Genomic DNA, 18,212 nt, shown 5'->3' with positions numbered 1-18,212 from the left:
TTGCGCACCTGGTACCGCTCCACGATCGGCGGTCTGCCGAAGATGTACTGGTTCCTCTGGACCGGCATGCTGATCAACCGCGTCGGCGGGTTCGTCGCGCTGGTGCTGTCGCTGTACCTGACCTCCGACCGCGGCCTGAAGCCCAGCGCGGCGGGGCTCGTCGTGGGCCTCTACGGCATCGGCGGCATCGCCGGCGTCCTGCTCGGCGGCGTCCTGGCCGACCGGTGGGGGCGCCGCCCGACGCTGCTGCTCGCGCACTTCGGCGCGGTGGTGTTCCTCGCCGGGCTCGCCCTGACCACGCACATCCCCACGATTGCGGCCCTCGCCGCGCTCCTCGGCCTCATGCACGCCATGCCCGGGCCCGCGTTCGTGGCCGCGATCGTCGACGTGGTGCCGGACCGGGACCGCAGCCGGGCGTTCAACCTGCAGTTCTGGGCGTTCAACCTGGGCATGGCCGCGGCGTCGCTCATCGCCGGGCTGCTCGCCGAGGTCAGCTTCGCGCTGCTGTTCGCCGTCGACGCGGCCGGCACCCTGGTCACCGCGGTGCTGCTGCTGTGGAAGGTGCACGAGACGAAACCGCCGGCCCGGCCGGCGGCACCGGAGGAGGCGGAGGAGCCGCAGGGCGGGCTGCACACGGCGCTGACCGACCGCGCGTTCCTGTCGTTCGTCGGGCTGAGCCTGCTCCTCGCGATCGTCACCCTGCAGAGCTCGACGATCCTGCCGCTGGCCATCACCGCCGACGGGCTGCGCCCGACCGTGTATGGCTCGGTCGTCGCGTACGCCGGGCTGCTCATCGTCGCCGGGCAGCTGTTCGTGCCGAAACTCATCGACCGGTGGCGCAAGGGCACCACCCTCGCCGTCGCCAACGTGTTCCTCGGGCTCGGGTTCGCCTGCGTGGCGCTCGCCGCCGACGTGCCGGGCTACCTGCTCGCCGCGACCGTGTGGACGGTCGGTTCGATGCTCGCCGCGCCGCCGAACGCGGCCGTCATCGCGGAACTGTCGCCGGAGGCGTTGCGCGGGCGGTACCAGAGCGTCTTCTACCTGATCTTCCCGGCGGCCAGCTTCATCGCACCCGCGGCCGGCGGAGCGAGCCTGGAGTTCCTCGGCGACTGGCACTGGGTGATCTGCGGCGGGCTCGGCGCCGTCGCGGCGGCCGGGCACCTGCTGATCCAGCCGGCCCGGGAGCGCCGGGTCAGCGCGGAACGGGAGAGGTTAGAAATCCCCGTGGCGGGGTAGACGCCGCCTTTCGACATGACAGGGGGCGAAGTGGACGGTCTGTCGGCGAGGCTGGAGGCGCCGGATTCCGGCACGGTCGTCATCCGGCTCGACGGGGAGCTCGACCTCGCCACCCGCGACCACCTGTCCGAAGCGGTGTGGGCGGTCCTGCCGATCTTCCGGCCGGAGGTGCTCATCGTGGACCTGGCCGGCGTGTCGGTGCTCGACTCGGCCGGCATCGGCGCGCTGGTCGGCTGCTGGAAGCTGGCCCAGGACCACAACTGCACGCTGCGCCTGCGCAACCCGCGTCCCCTGGCCTACGCCCAACTCCGGCTGACCGGACTGCTGGACGTGTTCGCGCTCGCGGAAACGGTCTAGAGCGTGCCGTCGTACTTGGCGGCGCCGCTGACGGTCGCGTCGGCGCGCAGCCGGCCCTTCGCCGCGCCGTCGCTGTAGAGGGCGAAGCGCAGGAAGTCCAGCATCGTCCTGGACACCGCCTGGTTCGCGGGCGCGGAGCCGAACAGCCCGCCGCCGTGATCGCCACCGAGCAGGGTCAGGAACGCCTTCGGCCAGGTGCAGCCGTCGTACAGGGAGCGCCCGCTGCTGTAGGGCACGGTGCCGTCGGCGTCGCCGTGGACGAACAGCACCGGGGTGGCCGCGCCGCTGAACTTCCCGCCCATGCCGCCGCCGGACACGATGATGCCGCCCTTGAGGCGGCTGTCGCGGCCCGAGCCGGACAGCAGGCCAGCGGTCGTGTAGCCGCCCGCCGAATGGCCGCCGGCGGCGACCCGGCTGGTCTCGATGTGCCCGGCGAGCGGCGCGCCGGCCTTCGTGTCGAGCTTCAGCACCTCGGTGATCACGGCGGAGGCGTCGGCGGGCTGGTTGCCCATGTCGTTCTGGTTGAACGGGTTCGCCTTGTCGTTGGTGAACGGATACGCCGGCGCCGCCACGACGAACCCGGCCGCCGCGATCTTCGCGCTGACGCCCTGGTATCCCTCGGGCGAGCCGTGCAGCCCGTGGCTCCACAGAACCAGGGGGAACCGGCCGGCGGCGACGGCCGCGCCGCTCTTCGGCGAGCCGCCGGCCGAACCGGTCGCCGGGTAGAAGACCAGGGTGCGCAGCGTCCGGCCGGACCGGGTGAACATGAACGAGCTGACGCCGACGGCGAAGGTCTGCGTGGGCGCCTTGACCGCGGGTGGCGCGGCGCTCTTCGAAGCGGATGCCGATGGCGCCGCTCCGGCGGCGGCGAGCGCGGCCTGCGCCGAGTCGGCGTCCGCGGTGCCGGCCGGGTCGCCGGATGCCTGCTCGGTCGCCGCGACATCGGACCGCTGATCCGTTGTGTCAGATTTAGCGCCGCAACCCGTCAATGCGACGACGAGTAGGAGACCGGCGACAGCGCCCCGCATCCGCATGCGAGGAAACTACGGCTTTGCGACCTCACGCGTCTTTACGCGCGACTTAAGTTTGGGGTCTCGTGCCGGCGGCAGCGGGTGGCGTGCACCCCCAGTCCACGACCACCCGCTCTGCTGCAGTCTTTCGACCGCGCGGTGCCGCCGGTTGCAGTGGCCGCCCCGCCCGGACAGGCCACCGCGAGTGGGCCGCGAACGGCCCAGAAACACCCCCGTCGCTCCCCAACTTCAGGAATCGCCGGATCCGTCATTGACGGTACGCGGCGAGGAAATGCAGCGACAAGTAACGGGACTGTCGGCTCGCTCACACAACTGAAATAATTGAAATCAATCGAAATGTTGAAAGCTCGGCCACAGGTCGGACCACGTGCCGGTCAACTCCCGGCAGACGAAGACGCGAGCTGTTTGCTCTTCGTTCTCGACGCCGTAACCGTTGTCGAGATCGGCTTTGTGCTCGCACGATCCGAACGCCGTGGAACGGGCCGGGTCGCCCTGCGTCACGAGCACGACCACGGTCGCGGACGGCGGCGGCGGGCCGAGCCACCACAGCTCGTTCTGTCCACTGTAGACAGGCGGCAGGCCCAGCCCCGGGCCGTACCGGTCCAGGGCGCCGGCCTCGCCGTAGTTACCGGTGAGCAGGATCGTGTGCGGCTTGTCCGCCGCCGGAAGGGCGTCGTAGACGGCGGCGACCTGCTGGACGTACCGCGGCCAACCGATCTGATCCGAGATGCCCTGGTTGATTGCGGGGATCGGGGTCCTGCCCACGACGTCCACCGGCAGGACGGGCAGCGAGGTCAGGATCGCGAACCCCGCGTTCACGGCCGCGCCGGCGACCAGGATCCAGCGGCGGGTGACCCGCCGCTCGACCGGCACCGCGCCGACCGCGAAGAGCGCGGACAGCAGGCCCACCGTGTAGTACGGCTGGCCGGCGACGACGAACAACAGGACCAGCATCAGCGGATACGCCAGGCCGAGCGCGCGGACCGGCCGCAGTGCCGGGTTCCGGAGCAGGGTCACGATCCCCGCGATCCACACCGGCACGAAGAACGGGCCCAGCCACGCCAGCTGCAACGGGATCATCGTGATCCGGGCGTCGTCGCCCTTGTTCTCGGCGAGCGCCGCGGCCATGTCGAGCTGCGGGAAGTCGTTGGTGATCTGGTACAGGAGGTTCGGCAGCCCGACGACGACCGCGATGCCGAGCCCGGCCCACAGCCACGGCGACAGCAGGATCTTGCGCGGCCCGAGGATGAGCACCCCGGCCGCGAACGTCAGCAGCAACAGGATCACGAGGTGTTTGTTGTACAGCGCGAGCCCGACCACGAGGCCCGCCAGCAGCCAGCACCGTGGCCGCTCCCGCAGCATGGCCCGCATGATGAGCAGGACGACGAGCAGCCAGACCACGAGATCGGGCCCGGTGGTCAGCGCCAGGTGCGTGGAGACCAGGGCGAACGTGGTGATCGCACCGGTGGCGGCGAGGGTCTGGGCGACGGCGCCGCCGCCGGCCTCCCGGGCGATGAGGGCGAGCAGGAAGACGGTGGCCACCAGGAACAGCACACCGGGCAACCGGATCGCCCACACCGAGTCGCCGAACACCTCGACGCACGCGCGGGTCAGCAACGGCGTGAACGGCGGCTGGTCGACGTAGCCCCATTTGGGATGCGCGCCGATCATGCGGAAGTACAGCTCGTCGCGGTGGTAGTCGTAGCGGTTGATCGTCAGCAGGAGCGCGACGGCGGCCGTGGCCGCCACCGCACCGACAGGCTTCCACGCGAACTTCTGGCCGTCGGGCGCTTCGACGCCGGCCTCTTGGATGCTGGGCGATCCATCGATCACCCGCACAGGGTAGCTAGCTGGTCCGCTCCACGAAGGCCGTGAACGCCTTGAGATTGTCCAGGGGTTCGCCGCGCTTGACCCGCCACGCCCATTCGCGCCGGATCGCGGAGCCGAAACCGATCTCCAGCATCGGGTCGAAGCTCTCGTCGGCGTAGGTCAGGACCGCGCCGAGGAGCCGGTCGAGCTCCTCCTCGGTCACGGCGTGCAGCGGCAGCCGGCCCATCAGGTACACGTCGCCGACGCTGTCGACGCTGAACGCGACCCCGTACATGCGGGCGTTGCGCTGCAGCAGCCACTGCCACAGCTCCTCGCGGTTCTCGTCGGGGTGCCGCATGACGAACGCCTCGACGCGCAGCGTGTGCTCGCCGACGATGAGGTTGCAGTTGGTCTTCTGCTTGTGGGTGCCGGGCAGGACCACCACGTAGCCGTTGTCGCCGGTCTTCTCCCAGACGATCTCGCGCTCGGCGCAGACGCGCTCGATCAGGCCTTTGACGTCCGCGCTCATGACATCTTCGACGTCCCCGCTCATGACATCGCCGCCAGCAGTTCGGTCTCGCGGTGCGTGATCGAGGCGTCCCGGTAGGCGGCGAGCAGGCCGCTCGCGGTGTGACTCCAGGAGAACTCGTGGGCGTGCCGCACCGCGCCCTTGGCGAGTTCCTCGCGCCGGGCCGGGTGGGCGAGCAGGTCGCCGAGGACCGCGGCCCAGTCCGCCGGGCGGTGGGTGTCCACCAGGATCCCGGAGACCCCGTCGCGCACGGCGGTCACCAGGCCACCGACGGCGGCCGCGACGACCGGCGTGCCGCACGCCTGCGCCTCGATCGCGACGAGGCCGAACGACTCGTTGTGGCTCGGCACCGCGACCAGGTCGACGGCGCGGAACAGCTCGGCCAGGTCCTCCCGCGGCTGCGGGGCGAGGAACCGCACGCAGTCGGCGATGCCGAGCTCGGTGGCGAGGTCCATGAGCGCGGTCGGCCGGTCCAGCCCGGAGCCGCTGGGGCCGCCGCAGACCGCCACGATCAGCCTGGCGCCCAGCTCCGGGTCGCGGGCGCGCAGCTCGGCGGCGGCGCGCAACAGCACGTCGGGGGCCTTCAGCGGCTGGATCCGCCCGACGAACGCGACCACGAGCGCGTCCTCGGGCAGCCCGAACTTCTTCCTGTTGCGGCGCCTCGGGTTTCCCACGCGGCTTTCCGCGGGGGTGAACGTGTCCAGATCCACGCCCGGTGGCACCACGCTGACCCGGCGGGGGTCGGCGGCGTACAGCTCGATCAGGTCGGCGGCCTCGGCCGGGGTGTTGGCGACCAGGCCGTCGGCCGCGGCGACGACCTGCTCCTCGCCGATGACCCGGGCGATCGGCTCGGGCTTGTCACCGTCGGCGAGCAGCTGGTTCTTCACCTTGGCCAGGGTGTGCGCGGTGTGCACCAGCGGCACGCCCCAGCGGTCCTTGGCCAGCCAGCCGACCTGACCGGACAACCAGTAGTGGGAATGGACGAGGTCATACCAACCGGGCGCCCGCGACGCCTCGGCCCGCAGGACGCCGTTGGTGAACGCGCACAGCTGGGCCGGCAGGTCCTCCTTCGCCAGCCCCTCGAACGGGCCGGCGATGACGTGCCGCACGAGCACGCCCGGCGCCATCTCGACGACCGGCGGCAGCTCGCTGCAGGTGGCCCGGGTGAAGATCTCCACCTCGACACCGGCTCTGGCGAGGCGCTCGGCGACCTCGACGATGTACACGTTCATGCCGCCGGCGTCACCGGTGCCCGGTTGATCCAGCGGGGAGGTGTGCACCGACAGCGTCGCGACCCTCCGAGGAAGGGAGCGACGGGACTGCGGGGTGTGCCTGTGCAGCGAGTCGACCCGCGCCACGTCGGTGCTCCTTCAGCTGTTGCCGGACGGTTACATCTTCCCAACCGTCCATGTTCCCTCGCCGGCGGCCATCTACCCACCGTTGCGTTGGTCACTGCGCCGGTTGAGGTTTACGGCAGGATTGGTCCCATGTCTTCTCCTATCGCCGTGGTGACCGGTGCCTCCAGTGGCATCGGTGCAGCCACCGCCCGCCGGCTCGGCGCTGAGGGCTTCCATGTGGTGGCCGTTGCGCGGCGCGCCGCACACCTCTCCGCGCTGGTTGCCTCCCTCCCCGCGGCCACCGCCGTTGTGGCTGATATCACTTCGGATGCCGACATTTCACGACTTGTCGCTGAGGTGACCGCGTTGGGCGGGCCGGTCGAGTTGCTGGTCAACAACGCCGGCGGGGCGATCGGCGCGGAGACCGTCGAGGAGGCCGACCTCACCGACTGGCAGTGGATGTTCGAGGTCAACGTCCTGGGCACGGTCCGGGTCACCAAGGCGCTCTTGCCACTGCTGACAGCGTCGGGCCGGGCCACCATCGTCGTGATCAGTTCCACCGCCGGGCTCATCGTGTACGAGGGCGGCGGCGGCTACACGGCTGCCAAGCACGCGCAGACCGCCGTCGCGGAGACCCTGCGCCTGGAGCTCAACGGCCGCCCGATCCGCGTGGTCGAGATCGACCCCGGCATGGTGAAGACCGACGAGTTCGCCCTCAAGCGCTTCGAGGGGGACGCCGCCAAGGCCGCGGCCGTCTACCAGGGCGTGGAGTTCCCGCTGGTCGCCGACGACATCGCCGACTGCGTCGCGTGGACCGCCACCAGGCCGCACCACGTCAACATCGACCGGATCGTCGTCCGCCCGCTGGCCCAGGCCGCCCAGCACAAGGTGCACCGGGTGACGTGATGCGGCCGCTCGGTGCCATCACGCGGGGCACCACCAACCCCAACCGGCTCCGGCGGGTCGACAACTGGATCGCGGTGACCCTCGGCGCGGTGCTCGCCCGGGCCGAGGACCCGCTCGTCGTCGACCTCGGGTACGGCGCCTCGCCGGTCACCACCCTCGAACTGCGCCGCCGCCTGCTCCGGCTGCCGGGCCCCCGGGTCCGGGTCGTCGGCCTGGAGATCGACCCGGAGCGCGTCGCGGTCGCCCAGCCGTTTGCCGACCCGCCCGGGCTTTCCTTTCAACGGGGCGGCTTCGAGCTGGCCGGGCTCGCCCCGACGGTGGTGCGGGCGTTCAACGTGCTGCGCCAGTACGACCTCGACGCCGTCCCCGGCGCGTGGGCCGCGATGACCGCGACCGGCGCGATCCTCGTCGAGGGCACCTGCGACGAGCTGGGCCGCCTGGCGTCGTGGGTGACCGTCTCGGCCGGCGTCCCGCAGACGCTGACGCTCGCCAGCCGGCTGTCCACGTTGGACACCCCCGCGACCCTGGCCGAGCGCCTGCCGAAATGCCTCATCCACCACAACGTGCCCGGCCGGCCGATCCACGCCCTGCTGTCCACACTGGACACCGCCTGGCGCGCCGCGGCGCCGCTGTCGACCTTCGGGCCGCGCCAGCGCTGGCGGCACGCGGTCGAGGCGACCAGGGCGGCCGGCTGGCCGGTCCTGGACCGCCCGGCCCGCTGGCGCCTCGGCGAGCTGACCGTCCCCTACTCCTGCCTGGTCTAGATCTCGCAGTTCACGAGGACCGGCTCCGGATGGAGCTCGACGTCGAACTTCGCCTGGACCCCGTTTCTGATCTCGCGCGCGAGATCCAGCAGCGCGGTGGTCGTGCCGGTGCCGCGGTTGGTCAGCGCGAGGGTGTGCTTGCTGGACAGCGCGACGCCGCCGGCCGGGTCGCCGTAGCCCTTGCCGAAGCCGGCCCGCTCGATCAGCCACGCCGCGCTCAGCTTGACCATGCCGTCCGGCGCCGGCCAGGCGGGGGGTTCGCCGGCGGCGGCACGCACCGCGTCGACCGCCTCGGCGGCGACGACCGGGTTCGTGAAGAACGACCCGACCGAGAACGTGTCCCGGTCCGCGGGGTCCAGCACCATGCCCTTGCCGGCCCGCAGCCGCAACACGGCGTCGCGGACCTCCTGCAGCGGCGCCGCCCCGCCCTGCTCCACGCCCAGCGTCCGGGCCAGCTCCGCGTAGCGGATCGGGGTCGACACCGGCGACTCGGCCAGCTCGAACGTCACCGACAGCACCACGAACCGCTCGTTGTGCTTGAAGACGCTCGTCCGGTACGCAAACCCGCACGCGTCCCGTGGCATGACCACGATCTCGTCCCGGACCCGGTCGTAGACCCGCACCTCGGCGATGGTCTCGGCGACCTCCTGCCCGTAGGCCCCGACGTTCTGGATCGGGGTGGCGCCCGCCGACCCCGGAATGCCCGACAGCGACTCGATCCCCGACCAGCCGTTGGCGACCGCGGTCGCCACGACGTCGTCCCACGGGTGTCCCGCGGCGACGGTCAGCCCTTTCCCGGCCGGCGTTTCGGTGACCGTGATGCCTTGCTGCCGCAGCAGCACCACCGTCCCCGGGAATCCTTCATCGGCGATGACGACGTTGCTGCCACCCGCCAGAATCAGAAGCTTCCCGCTGCTGCGCACCGCGGCCACGGCCTCCTCATCCGAGGTCACCTCGACCAGATGATCGGCTGGGCCGCCGAGGCGCAGGGTGGTGAGCTCGGCAAGGCGGGACACTGGCGTGGCTGCTTCGGGCACCGCACCAGAGTAAGGCGTGGCCTAATGTTGGACGTGCAGCGTCCGGACCGGAAGAGGGATCACCGATGAGCAAGCCTCAGCTCACCAAGGAGTTCTGGCTCACCGCGCTGCGCACCGAGGGCGACGCCTTCCGGGCCGCGCTCAGCGGCGAGACGCCGCTGGACGCCCCGGTGCCCACCTGTCCCGGCTGGCAGTTGCGCGACCTGGCCTGGCACCTCACGCAGGTCTACGTCTGGGTCAACGCCCTGGTCCCCCGCGGCGTCACCGACCGCCCCGACCCGCGCCCCGACGAGCCCCTCCCGGCCGGCGTCGACCCCGTGGCCGCCTGGACCGACGCCTTCACCGAGTTGCTCGCCACCCTCGACGCCGTCGACCCGGACCTGCCCGCGTTCAACTGGGCCCCGCAGGCGAAGAAGGCCTCCTTCTGGCACCGCCGCATGGCCCACGAGACCTCGGTGCACCGCTGGGACGCCCAGATGGCCGGCGGCCTCAGCGAGCCCATCGAGCCGAAACTCGCCAGCGACGGCGTCACCGAGGTCCTCGACAGCTGGCTGCCCGCCGGCCGTCGCAGCGGCCCCGCCAACCGCGCCGGCATGATCGCCCTGCACGCCACCGACGTCGACCAGGTCTGGTATGTCCGCCTCCGCGGTGCCGGGGTCGCCCTCCTGGACACCGACACCCTGCTGGACTCCGACGACCACCACGAACGCGCCACCGCCAGCGGCCCGGCCAGCGACCTGGTGCTGGCGCTGTTCGGGCGGGTCGCCTTCGACACCCTGCTGGTCAGCGGCGACACCGGCCTGCTCGAAGGCCTCCGCGCCGGCTGAACCGCGCCCCCACACCACGCGCGATCCAGCGGTCCTCGCGGTCCTCGCGGTCCTCGCGGTCCTCGTGATCGAAGTCGCCCACCGGCCACCCACACGACCACGGAACGACCTGGATCAGCCCGATCACGATCGGAGACGCGGATCTGGGGAGCCGCAGCGGGACGGAGGGCCGGACCGGCCGGCGGTGAACCTCAGCGGCTGGGGCCTACCCGCGCACGACGACCGGCGGCTTGCCGGCAAGGGGGGCCGGCTTGTCCACCGGGAGGCCGAACAGCTTGCGGGTGAGCAGCGTGCTGCCGGCGACCGCGGCCGGCACGACCAGGATCGCGGCGAACGGGATCAGCAGGATCACGAACACGGGCATGCCGAAGCCGAGCGCCATCGGCCGGTTGGCGCGCAACATGGCGCGGCGGTCCTTCAACCGCAGGCCGCGACGGTTGAACGGCACGCCGGTGAGCTCGACCGCGAGCAGCCAGCCGCCGACCACCGCGTCGAGGACCGGGACGACCGTCTGGCCGAGCACCGGCACGAAGCCGAGCACGAACAGCGGCACGGCCACCACGATCCCCAGCGCGATCAACCTGATCGAGTCGGCGGCGTTCTTCAGGATCGTGCGGTACCACGGCAGGTCACTCATCCCGGGTGTGCCGCCGAGGCGCTCCTCGATCCGCTCGGAGATGACCTCGTAGAACGGGTCCCCGATGAGCAGTGTCAGCGCCGTGTACGTCAACACCGACACCAGCGCCGACACGATCACGATCCCGGCGCCGGCGCCGAACCTGGTGAGCCCCCGCCACGGTGCGCCCCAGTCGTCGGCGAACCAGGTCGCGGCCGCCGACAGGTCCCGGATGAACCACAGCAGGAAGAACCACGCCGTGCCGAGCAGCAGGAAGGAGATCACCGCCGGGATCAGCCCGAGCAGGAGGAGGCGCGGACTGCGCCCGTACATCGCGAGCCCCCGGCCGAGCAGCCGCGCACCTTCGGCGAACTCGTCCCACATCGTCCTCAGCGGCGCCACTCCGCCATTTTTCATGATCCCGGGAGCCCACAGGCAGCCGACCCCGGAACCGCGCGCCGGGCCGCGTGCAACCTTGTGCGCATAGGGCGGCAAGATGACAAGATCGGGGGCCTATCTACGGTTGTCGCATGATCGACCGGAGTTCGGATCGGCCGCTGTACCAGCAGCTGGCGGACCTGCTGCGTGAGCAGATCAAGACGGGACAGCTGGCGCCGGGGGCGTTCGTCCCGTCGGAGAGCAGCCTCATGCAGGAGTACGCCCTGGGGCGCCCCGCCGTCCGCAACGCGGTGTCGGTGCTGCGGCAGGAAGGGCTCGTCGTCTCGGCCCGGGGCGCGCGGACGCAGGTGCGGCCCGTCCTGGAGCGCACGGTCGTCGAACTGCGGCCCGGCGACGAGGTCATCGGGCGGATGCCGACCGATCCGGAGCGGCGGGACCTGGGGATCGACCCGGGCGAGCCGATCCTGGAGGTGACCCGGGCCGGCGGGCAGCAGCAGATCTTCACCGCCGGCGCCCACCAGCTGCGCGTCGGCCCCTGAGGCCACCGACGGCACTGGCGGCGCTGGCGGCGGACCCGCGGCAACCAGCCACGGGTCAGTCGCTGAGACGGACCCGCACCCGGCGGTTGGCCTTGCCCTTGCTCTCGACCTTGACGACCTGCATCCGCCCGATCTGCGCGGTCGACGCGACGTGCGTGCCGCCGTCGGCCTGCGCGTCCAGGCCGACGATGTCGACGATGCGGATCTCCTGCTCGTCGGCGGGGATCAGGTTGGACTGGGTCCGGATGATGTCGGGCAGGGCGAGCGCCTCGTCACGGCCGAGGACCTTGGTCACGACCTTGCGGTCGGCGGCGACCTCGGCGTTGATGAGCTCCTCGAGCCTGGCCTTGAAGTCGGCCGGGACCTCGGGCAGGTTGAAGTCCATGCGGGCCTCGGCGGGCTCCATCGAGCCGCCGGTGACGAGGGCGCCGAAGTCGCGGAACACCACCCCGCCCAGGACGTGCAGGCCGGAGTGGGTGCGCATCAGCTTGGTGCGGCGGTCGTCCTCGACGGCGCCGATCACCTCGGTGCCGACGGGCGGCAGCGGGTCGCCCTCGGCCGGCAGGAGGAAGAGGTCCTCGCCCTTGCGCGTGCCGGCGATCCGGGTCTGTACCCCTTGCCACAGCAGCACGCCGTGGTCTGGTGGCTGGCCGCCGCCGCCGGGGTAGAAGGCGGAGCGGTCGAGCACGATGCCGTCCGTGGCATCGGCGTGCAGGACGACGCACGTCCACTCGCGCAGTGTCGGGTCCGCGAGGTCGAGACGGGCGGTCCTGCCGTGTTGCGTGACACCCATGTCCGGAACTCTATGTCGGTCCGGCCCAGCGGCGCAGCGCGGTCATGGTCCGATCCCCCCAAGCAGCTCGTAGAAAAAGACCTTCGGTAGGACAGACGCTCCGGCGGCGGTGTTTGATACGCAGCGAGCATCAGCCGTTCGGTCAGAACTGGGGTCGGGAACCGGGCAAACGGCTCGTTCAGTTCAGAAACGAGGAGATCCGGGTGCGCAGGTCGGCCCGCTGGGTCCAGACGACGCCGGGGCGGTCGTAGATGTGCAGCTCGGCATCCGGGAGGGACTCGGCCAGCTGCTCGGCGACGGCGACGGGGTGCAGCTCGTCGCCCCGGGAGCCGATGACGAGGCACTTCGCGGTGACCTTGGCGAGGTCGGACCGGTCCTCGACGGCGACCTGGGCCGGCAGGCTGCCGAGGCCGGCGGCGAGGCCGTCGCGCATCAGCTGGTCGAGTCGCTGGCGCAGGAAGGCCCAGACCGGCGGTGAGTTGCGGACCTGGGTGGGGACCTCCATGGAGATCACGTCGGCGACGGCGGCGGCGTCTCCGGCCTCGATCGCTTCGAGCAGCGCGGTGAGACGCTCCTGCGCGGCGGCCGGCCGCGCCGTATCGAGGACGGCGGGCAGGAAGAACACGGCGCGCTCGAAGCGGCCCGGGTTGTCGGCGAGCAGCCGGCACAGGGCGCCGGCGCCGAGGCTGACGCCCAGCGCGCGGGTGGCACCGGAGAGGTCCGCGACGGCGCGCAGGTCGCGGGCGAGGTCGGCGTAGGTCCAGACGCCACCTGGCGAGGCGGAGTGGCCGTGCCCGCGGAACTGGAAGAAGACCTTGCGGCCGGACACGGCGCTGCCGAGCGGGCGGGTCTCGGCGATGCCGCTGCCCAATCCGTGCGCGAAGACCGTGACGGGGTTGCCGTCGCCGGTGATGAGCCATTCCAGCTCGACGCCGTGCGGGGTGGCGATCTGCTCCGTCGGCGGTGCGGGGAGGGTTGGCCGGCCGGTCTGCGGCCCGCGGGTCACGGGCGGGCGGAACCGGTCGGGCCTGCCGTCGGGCGGCGGCGGCCAGCGGAAGTCCATCAACGAACCGCCATCACCACGAGCCGTGGCCGTCTACCGCGTCGCGCAGCGCGGGTCTGATGTCGAGCAGATACACGGCGAAGATGCCGGCGGCGATGAGCAGGAAGATGCTGAGGTAGCCCATCCGCAGCTGGGGCGCCAGGGCGGTGAGCAGCAAACCACCGCCGGTCAGGGCGAGCCAGACCGTTTTCGACATCGTGCCGATGGCGGGAAACGCGTCGGCCCGCTGGACGAGGCAATGCAGCAACGCCGCGGCGCCGAGCACCAGGCAGAAGATCCACACCGCCACGTCGATGTAGAGCTCGACCGTCTCGTAGAACATTGGCACTGCAGTCACCATCCCACGAGCTTATTCCGAAGCCCCCCGGCCCGTGCGAGACGGTGCCGGAGGGCTCCCGACAAACTCCCGGTTACTTCTTCGCGGCCGCGGTCTTCTTCGCCGCGGTGGTCTTCTTCGCGGGCGTCCCGGCGGCGGCCGGCGTGGTGGTCGACGGCTTCGGCGTGACGGCCGGTGCGACGTCGGCCGGGGTCGGGGTGACGGCGACCTCAGTGGTCACAGTCTTCGTGGCCGGCTCGATCTCGATCTTCGCCTCAGCGGTGCGGCCACCGGCGACGACCTTCTCGCCGCGGTTGACCAGCTCGGTGTAGACGGCGACGGCCTTGTCCTGGGCGACCTGGGCGCCGGCGAGCAGCGAGCTGGTGTTGCGACGGGCCGCGTTGCGCAGCCGGTCGGCGGCCACGGTCAGGTCAGCGCGCAGGTTGGTCTCGGTGACCGCGTCGGTCACCGCCGGGCGCAACTCCTCGACCCGGGCACGCAGCTGGGCGACCTGCGCGGGCAGCTTGCGCAGCTGCTGGTAGGCCAGGTCACCGGCGCCGGCCGCGGCGTAGAGCGGGGTGGGGATCTTGCGGGTGGTGGTGCTGGTGGTCATGGTGACTCCTCTGACTTCGTCGTGGCTTCCGGATCGGCGTCGAGCCCCGCCCCCGAGGCGGCGCCGTCCAGGTCGTTGCGCGTGTTCTCGCGCCGGAACGTCTCGTAGATCTGCGTGAGCGACTGCTTCTGGGCCATGGTGAGATCACTGTCCGCAGCGATCGCGGCCAGCACCTCGTGCCCTTCGCGCTCGAGCAGGCCGGCCCGCAGGTACATCAGCGGGGTCGACACCCGCAGCGCACCGGCGAGCTGCGCGAGCACCTCGGCGCTCGGTTTGCGCAGGCCACGCTCGATCTGACTGAGATATGGGTTGCTGACCCCGGCCTGCTCGGCGAGCTGGCGGAGCGAGATGCGCGCGTTGCGGCGCAGGTCACGAATGAACCCACCCAGGTCGCGCGGCTCTTCAGTCACGTTACCGACGGTAGCTCGCCCTGCTAACTCTTGCAAGCAAAACGCTAACAGGAGCTAGCGTGAACCGGGTCACCAGACCGCGCGCACCGAACCTACCCGGGAACCGCCCCCCAAAACTGGCATATCGACGTACGTCCCCAAGGAGAAGCCCAGCCGGGACAGCCCCGCGCCGAGCACCGGCAGCCTGGGGCGCGCCGCGCCGTCGTCGATCTTCAGCGCCACCGCGCCGACACCGGGGACCGCGACCGCCAGGATCCCCTCGGCGCCGACCTTCGACAGCAGCCCCGGGAACGCCCGCATGAGGTGCGTGTCGTGCCCGTCCGGATCGGTGCCGGAGACCAGCTCGGGATGTGCCCGCATCGCGTCCGCGACCCGCCGCTCGGCGGTTCCCGGCGCGGCGGACACCAGCCGCAGGAACGCCGCCGCCAGCCCGCGCAGCGACACCGCCAGCAGCGGCGCGCCGCACCCGTCGACCCCGACCGCGGCGGCCGGCTCGCCGGCGAGGGACTCGACCCCGTGCCGGATCGCGACCTGCACGGGATGTGCGGGGTCGAGATACCCGGCGAGGGGCCAGCCGTTCGCGGCGCAGGTGCGCAGCATCCCGGCGTGCTTGCCGGAGCAGTTCATGAACAGCGGCTGCCGCGACGCACCCGCCCTGACCAGGTCGTCGCGTGCGTCGTCGGAGAGCGGATAGTCCGGCGGGCAGCCGAGCGCGGTGACCGGCAGCGGGCCGAGGACGCCGCGGACCGCGTCCAGGTGCACCGGCTGACCACGGTGGCTGGCCGAAATGATCGCCAGCTCGGCGGGAGCGGCGACGAGCCCCGCCGCCAGCATCCCGACGGCCTGCATCGGCTTGTTGGACGAGCGCGGGAAGACCGGGCCGAGCACGTCGCCGGCCCACGCCGTGACCTCCCCGTCCGCGTCCAGGACCACGACCGACCCGCTGTGCCGGCTCTCCACGAACCCGCTGCGGACCACCTCGGCGAGCGGCTCGCCGCCCAGATAGCGGTCGCTCATGCCGCCACCTCCGCTGCGCTCCGGCGTCGGCCCGAGCCAAACCTGTCACACGATGAGCGGCCCGAGCCGCTCCGCTGGCCGCTCACGCCGCCACCTCCGCTACGCTCCGGCGTCGGCCCGAGCCAAACCCGTCACACGATGAGCGGCCCGAGCCGCTCCGCTGGCCGCTCACGCCGCCACCTCCGCTACGCTCCGGCGTCGGCCCGAGCCAAACCCGTCACATGATGAGCGGCCCGAGCCGCTCCGCTGGCCGCTCATGCGGCGATCCCCAGCAGCGCGCGGGCCTCGGCCGGGGTCATCGGCGGGCGCTGGGCGAGCCGGGCGAAGGCGGAGGCACGCGCGACGAGCTGCGCGTTGCTCTCCACCGGCACGCCCTTGGCGTAGGTGACGGTGTCCTCCATGCCGACCCGCAGGTGCCCGCCGGCGGACAGCGACGCGAGCAGGACCGGCAGCGTGCCGCGGCCGATGCCGGTCGCCGAGAACGTGGTCCCCTCGGGCAGGTCGCGCATCGCCTGGACGCACGCGACGAGCGCCTCGGCGGTGCCGGGCATCCCGCCGGGCACGTTCATGACGAGGTCGAGGTGGACGTGGCCGCCGAAGGGCAGCCCGTGCCGGTCGAGCAGGCGCCGCAGGGTGGTCAGCTGGCCGAGGTCGAAGATCTCGTACTCGGGGACGATCCCGCGGTCGCGCATCCGGGTGTGCAGCTCGACGACGAACGCCCACCGGTTGAGGAACACGTCGTCGCCGAAGTTGACCGTGCCCATCGTGCAGGAGGCCATGTCGGGCCCGGCGTCCAGGACCCGGAGCCGGTCGTCCTCGGGGTCGGTGACCGCGCCGCCGCTGGAGAGCTGGACGATGAGGTCGGTCTCGGCCCGCAGCGCGGCGACGGCCTCCTTGAGCCGGCCCAGGTCCAGGGTCGGCTCGGCGTCGTCGTCGCGCAGGTGCACGTGGATGACGCTGGCACCCACCGCCTGGCATTCCTTGCCGGTCGCGACCAGCTCGGCCAGGGTCACCGGCAGGGCTGGCACGTCGGACTTGCGGGACTCGGCGCCGGTGGGCGCCACCGTGATCAACGTCGCTGTTGTCATGGCTCTTTCTACAGCGGGTCGATCGCGGCGGTGGACGGGCCCACCTGCAATTGACCGCCGTCGTCGGGCTTGACGTTCTGCCGGACCACGGCGAGCGCGATCTGGCCGAGCTCGTAGTGCCGGACGGCGGTGCCGACGAACCCGACCGCCCGGCCGTCCTTGACGACCTCGGTGTGCGGCGCGGGAAGCTCGTCGGTGGCGATGCCGTCGAGGTGCAGCAGGACCAGCTTGCGTGGCGGCCGGCCCAGGTGATGCACCCGGGAGACCGTCTCCTGCCCCCGGTAGCAGCCTTTTTCCAGGTGCACGGCCTGCGCCGTCCAGCCCACCTCGGCCGCCAGGGTCTTGTGGTCGGTCTCGAAGCCGAACCTGGGCCGCCGCGCCGCCACCCGCATCGCCTCATACGCCCAGATCCCGGCCGGCGGGAGTGCGGCGGCGGCGATGACGTCGGGCACCGCGGCGCGCGGCACCAGCAGGTCCGCGCCGCCCTCGACCCGCCGGACGAGGCCGTCGAAGCCGGGCAGCGCCGCGGCGGCATATTTCGCGGTCGGACGGGGCGGCACGACACCGGTCGCGAATTTCGCCGGCGGCACCGGCACGACGTCAGCGGGCGCGAGTGCGCCGACCCCGAGCGCTCGGAGCGCCTCGTCGGTCTGCGGCCCGACGATCGACAGGACCGCCCGGTCGGCGGTCGCGTCGGCGGGGTCGACCCGCGTCATGAAGATCATTCGCGACAGGAAGGTCAGCAGCCCCGCCCCGGCGCCGGGCTCCAGGTCCAGCCACGTGGTCGTGCCGTCGTCGACGAGCACCGCGTGGTGCTCGACGTGCCCGTGCGGCGACAGGACGAGCAGCTCCGAGCCGGTCATCGGGGGCAGGCCGGTCAGGTGCTGGGTGGTGAGGCTGTGCAGCCAGGTCAGCCGGTCCACGCCCGGCACCGCGAGGACGTCCCGGTGCGAGCGGTCGACCAGGCCGGCCTCGGTGTCGAGGATCTTCTGTTCACGGCTGGGGTCGCCGTAGTGCGCGACCGCGCCGGCGTCGACGGACGAGGGATCTATGGACGCCACGGAGACGGGATTCACGAGCGGTTACTCCTCTTCGGTGCCGCACTTGCCGCACACACCGAACAGGGCCACGTGGCCGATGTCGAGGCGGAAGCCGCGGGTCGTGCGCAGGTCCCCGGCGAGACCCTCGAGCATGGGCGACGGCAGCTCCTGCACGTCGCCGCAGCCCCGGCACACCAGGTGGGCGTGCTGGTGCTCGCCGAGCGGGTGATAGGTGGGCGCGCCGTGCGACAGATGCGCGTGCGTCACGAGCTGGAGATCCTCGAGGAGCTCCAGCGTGCGGTAGACGGTGGTGATGTTGACCCCCGCGGCCCGCTCGCTGACGTCGGCGTGGATCTGGTCCGGTGTCGCGTGCCGCAGCCGGTAGACCGATTCGAGCACGAGCTGCCGGGGCGCGGTCAGCCGCAGGCCCCGCGACCGGAGCACTGCGGCCAGATCATCGAAACCCACGATGAATATCGTATCCC

At 71.9% G+C, this 18,212-nt stretch carries 21 protein-coding genes and 1 pseudogene; 7 read left to right on the top strand and 15 right to left on the bottom strand.

The genetic code is table 11. The features are described from left to right. Both ACFPIJ_RS05990 and ACFPIJ_RS05985 read left to right on the top strand, forming a co-directional pair. Positions 1 to 1,236 carry an MFS transporter gene (locus ACFPIJ_RS05990; protein WP_380113594.1) on the top strand — a complete coding sequence of 412 codons (1,236 nt, stop codon included), beginning with the start codon at positions 1 to 3 and terminating at the stop codon, positions 1,234 to 1,236. 15 nt (positions 1,237 to 1,251) lie between these two features. Beyond that, positions 1,252 to 1,593 carry an STAS domain-containing protein gene (locus tag ACFPIJ_RS05985; RefSeq protein WP_380113593.1) on the top strand — a complete coding sequence of 114 codons (342 nt, stop codon included), beginning with the start codon at positions 1,252 to 1,254 and terminating at the stop codon, positions 1,591 to 1,593. On the opposite strand, the gene ACFPIJ_RS05980 is transcribed toward ACFPIJ_RS05985, so the two are convergent. Then, positions 1,590 to 2,360, bottom strand: coding sequence for an alpha/beta hydrolase family protein (locus ACFPIJ_RS05980; protein ID WP_380113592.1), 771 nt, complete (start codon positions 2,358 to 2,360; stop codon positions 1,590 to 1,592). The genes ACFPIJ_RS05985 and ACFPIJ_RS05980 overlap by 4 nt on opposite strands. Between ACFPIJ_RS05980 and ACFPIJ_RS05975 the strand changes: the two genes are divergently transcribed. Continuing rightward, on the top strand, positions 2,359 to 2,547 hold the full coding sequence (locus ACFPIJ_RS05975; RefSeq protein WP_380113591.1) for a hypothetical protein: 189 nt from the start codon (positions 2,359 to 2,361) through the stop codon (positions 2,545 to 2,547). The genes ACFPIJ_RS05980 and ACFPIJ_RS05975 overlap by 2 nt on opposite strands. 404 nt (positions 2,548 to 2,951) lie before the next feature. Here the strand turns inward: ACFPIJ_RS05975 and ACFPIJ_RS05970 are convergent, their stop codons facing one another. Genes ACFPIJ_RS05970 through mshA form a run of 3 tightly spaced genes read right to left on the bottom strand, consistent with a single transcriptional unit; the run spans position 2,952 to position 6,320 of the window. Beyond that, positions 2,952 to 4,457: a glycosyltransferase family 39 protein gene (locus ACFPIJ_RS05970; protein WP_380113590.1), complete on the bottom strand. Its 1,506-nt coding sequence runs from the start codon at positions 4,455 to 4,457 to the stop codon at positions 2,952 to 2,954. Positions 4,458 to 4,470: 13 nt separating this feature from the next. After that, on the bottom strand, positions 4,471 to 4,962 hold the full coding sequence (locus ACFPIJ_RS05965; protein WP_380113589.1) for a type III secretion system chaperone family protein: 492 nt from the start codon (positions 4,960 to 4,962) through the stop codon (positions 4,471 to 4,473). A 20-nt stretch (positions 4,963 to 4,982) separates the two neighbouring features. Beyond that, positions 4,983 to 6,320: a D-inositol-3-phosphate glycosyltransferase gene (gene mshA, locus ACFPIJ_RS05960; protein WP_380113588.1), complete on the bottom strand. Its 1,338-nt coding sequence runs from the start codon at positions 6,318 to 6,320 to the stop codon at positions 4,983 to 4,985. Between the two features lie 129 nt (positions 6,321 to 6,449). Here mshA and ACFPIJ_RS05955 point away from each other — a divergent pair, with 129 nt between their 5' ends. Further along, complete coding sequence (locus ACFPIJ_RS05955) at positions 6,450 to 7,205, top strand: SDR family oxidoreductase (RefSeq protein ID WP_380113587.1); 756 nt, start codon at positions 6,450 to 6,452, stop codon at positions 7,203 to 7,205. After that, positions 7,205 to 7,969, top strand: coding sequence for a class I SAM-dependent methyltransferase (locus tag ACFPIJ_RS05950; protein ID WP_380113586.1), 765 nt, complete (start codon positions 7,205 to 7,207; stop codon positions 7,967 to 7,969). The genes ACFPIJ_RS05955 and ACFPIJ_RS05950 overlap by 1 nt, the downstream gene beginning before the upstream one ends. On the opposite strand, the gene ACFPIJ_RS05945 is transcribed toward ACFPIJ_RS05950, so the two are convergent. After that, positions 7,966 to 9,006: a UDP-N-acetylmuramate dehydrogenase gene (locus ACFPIJ_RS05945; protein WP_380113585.1), complete on the bottom strand. Its 1,041-nt coding sequence runs from the start codon at positions 9,004 to 9,006 to the stop codon at positions 7,966 to 7,968. The genes ACFPIJ_RS05950 and ACFPIJ_RS05945 overlap by 4 nt on opposite strands. 65 nt (positions 9,007 to 9,071) lie before the next feature. Between ACFPIJ_RS05945 and ACFPIJ_RS05940 the strand changes: the two genes are divergently transcribed. Beyond that, positions 9,072 to 9,833, top strand: coding sequence for a maleylpyruvate isomerase family mycothiol-dependent enzyme (locus tag ACFPIJ_RS05940; RefSeq protein ID WP_380113584.1), 762 nt, complete (start codon positions 9,072 to 9,074; stop codon positions 9,831 to 9,833). Between the two features lie 205 nt (positions 9,834 to 10,038). Here ACFPIJ_RS05940 and ACFPIJ_RS05935 read toward each other — a convergent pair whose 3' ends face one another. After that, positions 10,039 to 10,833 carry an EI24 domain-containing protein gene (locus tag ACFPIJ_RS05935; protein ID WP_380113661.1) on the bottom strand — a complete coding sequence of 265 codons (795 nt, stop codon included), beginning with the start codon at positions 10,831 to 10,833 and terminating at the stop codon, positions 10,039 to 10,041. 146 nt (positions 10,834 to 10,979) lie between these two features. On the opposite strand from ACFPIJ_RS05935, the gene ACFPIJ_RS05930 reads away from it, so the two are divergent. Continuing rightward, complete coding sequence (locus ACFPIJ_RS05930; protein ID WP_380113582.1) at positions 10,980 to 11,387, top strand: GntR family transcriptional regulator; 408 nt, start codon at positions 10,980 to 10,982, stop codon at positions 11,385 to 11,387. A 55-nt stretch (positions 11,388 to 11,442) separates the two neighbouring features. Here ACFPIJ_RS05930 and ACFPIJ_RS05925 read toward each other — a convergent pair whose 3' ends face one another. From ACFPIJ_RS05925 to ACFPIJ_RS05885, 9 genes and pseudogenes are all read right to left on the bottom strand, one after another. Next, the gene (locus tag ACFPIJ_RS05925; protein WP_380113581.1) at positions 11,443 to 12,180 is read right to left on the bottom strand and encodes an alanyl-tRNA editing protein; all 738 of its coding nucleotides are present in this window, start codon (positions 12,178 to 12,180) and stop codon (positions 11,443 to 11,445) included. A gap of 178 nt (positions 12,181 to 12,358) precedes the next feature. After that, on the bottom strand, positions 12,359 to 13,246 hold the full coding sequence (locus tag ACFPIJ_RS05920) for an alpha/beta fold hydrolase (RefSeq protein WP_380113580.1): 888 nt from the start codon (positions 13,244 to 13,246) through the stop codon (positions 12,359 to 12,361). A 10-nt stretch (positions 13,247 to 13,256) separates the two neighbouring features. Beyond that, on the bottom strand, positions 13,257 to 13,583 hold the full coding sequence (locus ACFPIJ_RS05915) for a DUF2516 family protein (protein ID WP_380113579.1): 327 nt from the start codon (positions 13,581 to 13,583) through the stop codon (positions 13,257 to 13,259). Between the two features lie 70 nt (positions 13,584 to 13,653). Then, complete coding sequence (locus ACFPIJ_RS05910; RefSeq protein WP_380113578.1) at positions 13,654 to 14,172, bottom strand: hypothetical protein; 519 nt, start codon at positions 14,170 to 14,172, stop codon at positions 13,654 to 13,656. A gap of 77 nt (positions 14,173 to 14,249) precedes the next feature. Then, positions 14,250 to 14,582: pseudogene (locus ACFPIJ_RS05905) on the bottom strand (helix-turn-helix domain-containing protein); the annotation flags it as partial. Between the two features lie 69 nt (positions 14,583 to 14,651). Further along, a complete protein-coding gene (locus ACFPIJ_RS05900; RefSeq protein WP_380113576.1) occupies positions 14,652 to 15,599 on the bottom strand; it encodes an asparaginase in 948 nt (315 codons plus the stop codon). Positions 15,600 to 15,853: 254 nt separating this feature from the next. Then, on the bottom strand, positions 15,854 to 16,687 hold the full coding sequence (locus ACFPIJ_RS05895) for a beta-keto acid cleavage family enzyme (RefSeq protein ID WP_380113575.1): 834 nt from the start codon (positions 16,685 to 16,687) through the stop codon (positions 15,854 to 15,856). Positions 16,688 to 16,695: 8 nt separating this feature from the next. Then, positions 16,696 to 17,763, bottom strand: coding sequence for a CAF17-like 4Fe-4S cluster assembly/insertion protein YgfZ (gene ygfZ / locus ACFPIJ_RS05890; RefSeq protein ID WP_380113574.1), 1,068 nt, complete (start codon positions 17,761 to 17,763; stop codon positions 16,696 to 16,698). A gap of 6 nt (positions 17,764 to 17,769) precedes the next feature. Then, positions 17,770 to 18,198 carry a Fur family transcriptional regulator gene (locus ACFPIJ_RS05885; RefSeq protein WP_380113660.1) on the bottom strand — a complete coding sequence of 143 codons (429 nt, stop codon included), beginning with the start codon at positions 18,196 to 18,198 and terminating at the stop codon, positions 17,770 to 17,772. Positions 18,199 to 18,212: the final 14 nt, after the last annotated feature.

Origin of the sequence: Dactylosporangium cerinum (assembly GCF_042653625.1) — a bacterium.
GTDB lineage: Bacteria > Actinomycetota > Actinomycetes > Mycobacteriales > Micromonosporaceae > Dactylosporangium > Dactylosporangium cerinum.
This window is presented reverse-complemented; position numbering and strand designations above follow the sequence as displayed.

Bases quoted from the DNA above. Each gene is read 5' to 3' on its own strand.
- ACFPIJ_RS05935 (WP_380113661.1), bottom strand. From the start codon at position 10,833: ATGTGGGACGAGTTCGCCGAAGGTGCGCGGCTGCTCGGCCGGGGGCTC.
- ACFPIJ_RS05955 (WP_380113587.1), top strand. From the start codon at position 6,450: ATGTCTTCTCCTATCGCCGTGGTGACCGGTGCCTCCAGTGGCATCGGT.
- ACFPIJ_RS05900 (WP_380113576.1), bottom strand. From the start codon at position 15,599: ATGAGCGACCGCTATCTGGGCGGCGAGCCGCTCGCCGAGGTGGTCCGC.
- ACFPIJ_RS05930 (WP_380113582.1), top strand. From the start codon at position 10,980: ATGATCGACCGGAGTTCGGATCGGCCGCTGTACCAGCAGCTGGCGGAC.
- ACFPIJ_RS05895 (WP_380113575.1), bottom strand. From the start codon at position 16,687: ATGACAACAGCGACGTTGATCACGGTGGCGCCCACCGGCGCCGAGTCC.
- ACFPIJ_RS05980 (WP_380113592.1), bottom strand. From the start codon at position 2,360: ATGTTCACCCGGTCCGGCCGGACGCTGCGCACCCTGGTCTTCTACCCG.
- ACFPIJ_RS05975 (WP_380113591.1), top strand. From the start codon at position 2,359: ATGAACGAGCTGACGCCGACGGCGAAGGTCTGCGTGGGCGCCTTGACC.
- ACFPIJ_RS05915 (WP_380113579.1), bottom strand. From the start codon at position 13,583: ATGGTGACTGCAGTGCCAATGTTCTACGAGACGGTCGAGCTCTACATC.
- ACFPIJ_RS05940 (WP_380113584.1), top strand. From the start codon at position 9,072: ATGAGCAAGCCTCAGCTCACCAAGGAGTTCTGGCTCACCGCGCTGCGC.
- ACFPIJ_RS05985 (WP_380113593.1), top strand. From the start codon at position 1,252: ATGACAGGGGGCGAAGTGGACGGTCTGTCGGCGAGGCTGGAGGCGCCG.
- ACFPIJ_RS05925 (WP_380113581.1), bottom strand. From the start codon at position 12,180: ATGGGTGTCACGCAACACGGCAGGACCGCCCGTCTCGACCTCGCGGAC.
- ACFPIJ_RS05910 (WP_380113578.1), bottom strand. From the start codon at position 14,172: ATGACCACCAGCACCACCACCCGCAAGATCCCCACCCCGCTCTACGCC.
- ACFPIJ_RS05950 (WP_380113586.1), top strand. From the start codon at position 7,205: ATGCGGCCGCTCGGTGCCATCACGCGGGGCACCACCAACCCCAACCGG.
- ACFPIJ_RS05965 (WP_380113589.1), bottom strand. From the start codon at position 4,962: ATGAGCGCGGACGTCAAAGGCCTGATCGAGCGCGTCTGCGCCGAGCGC.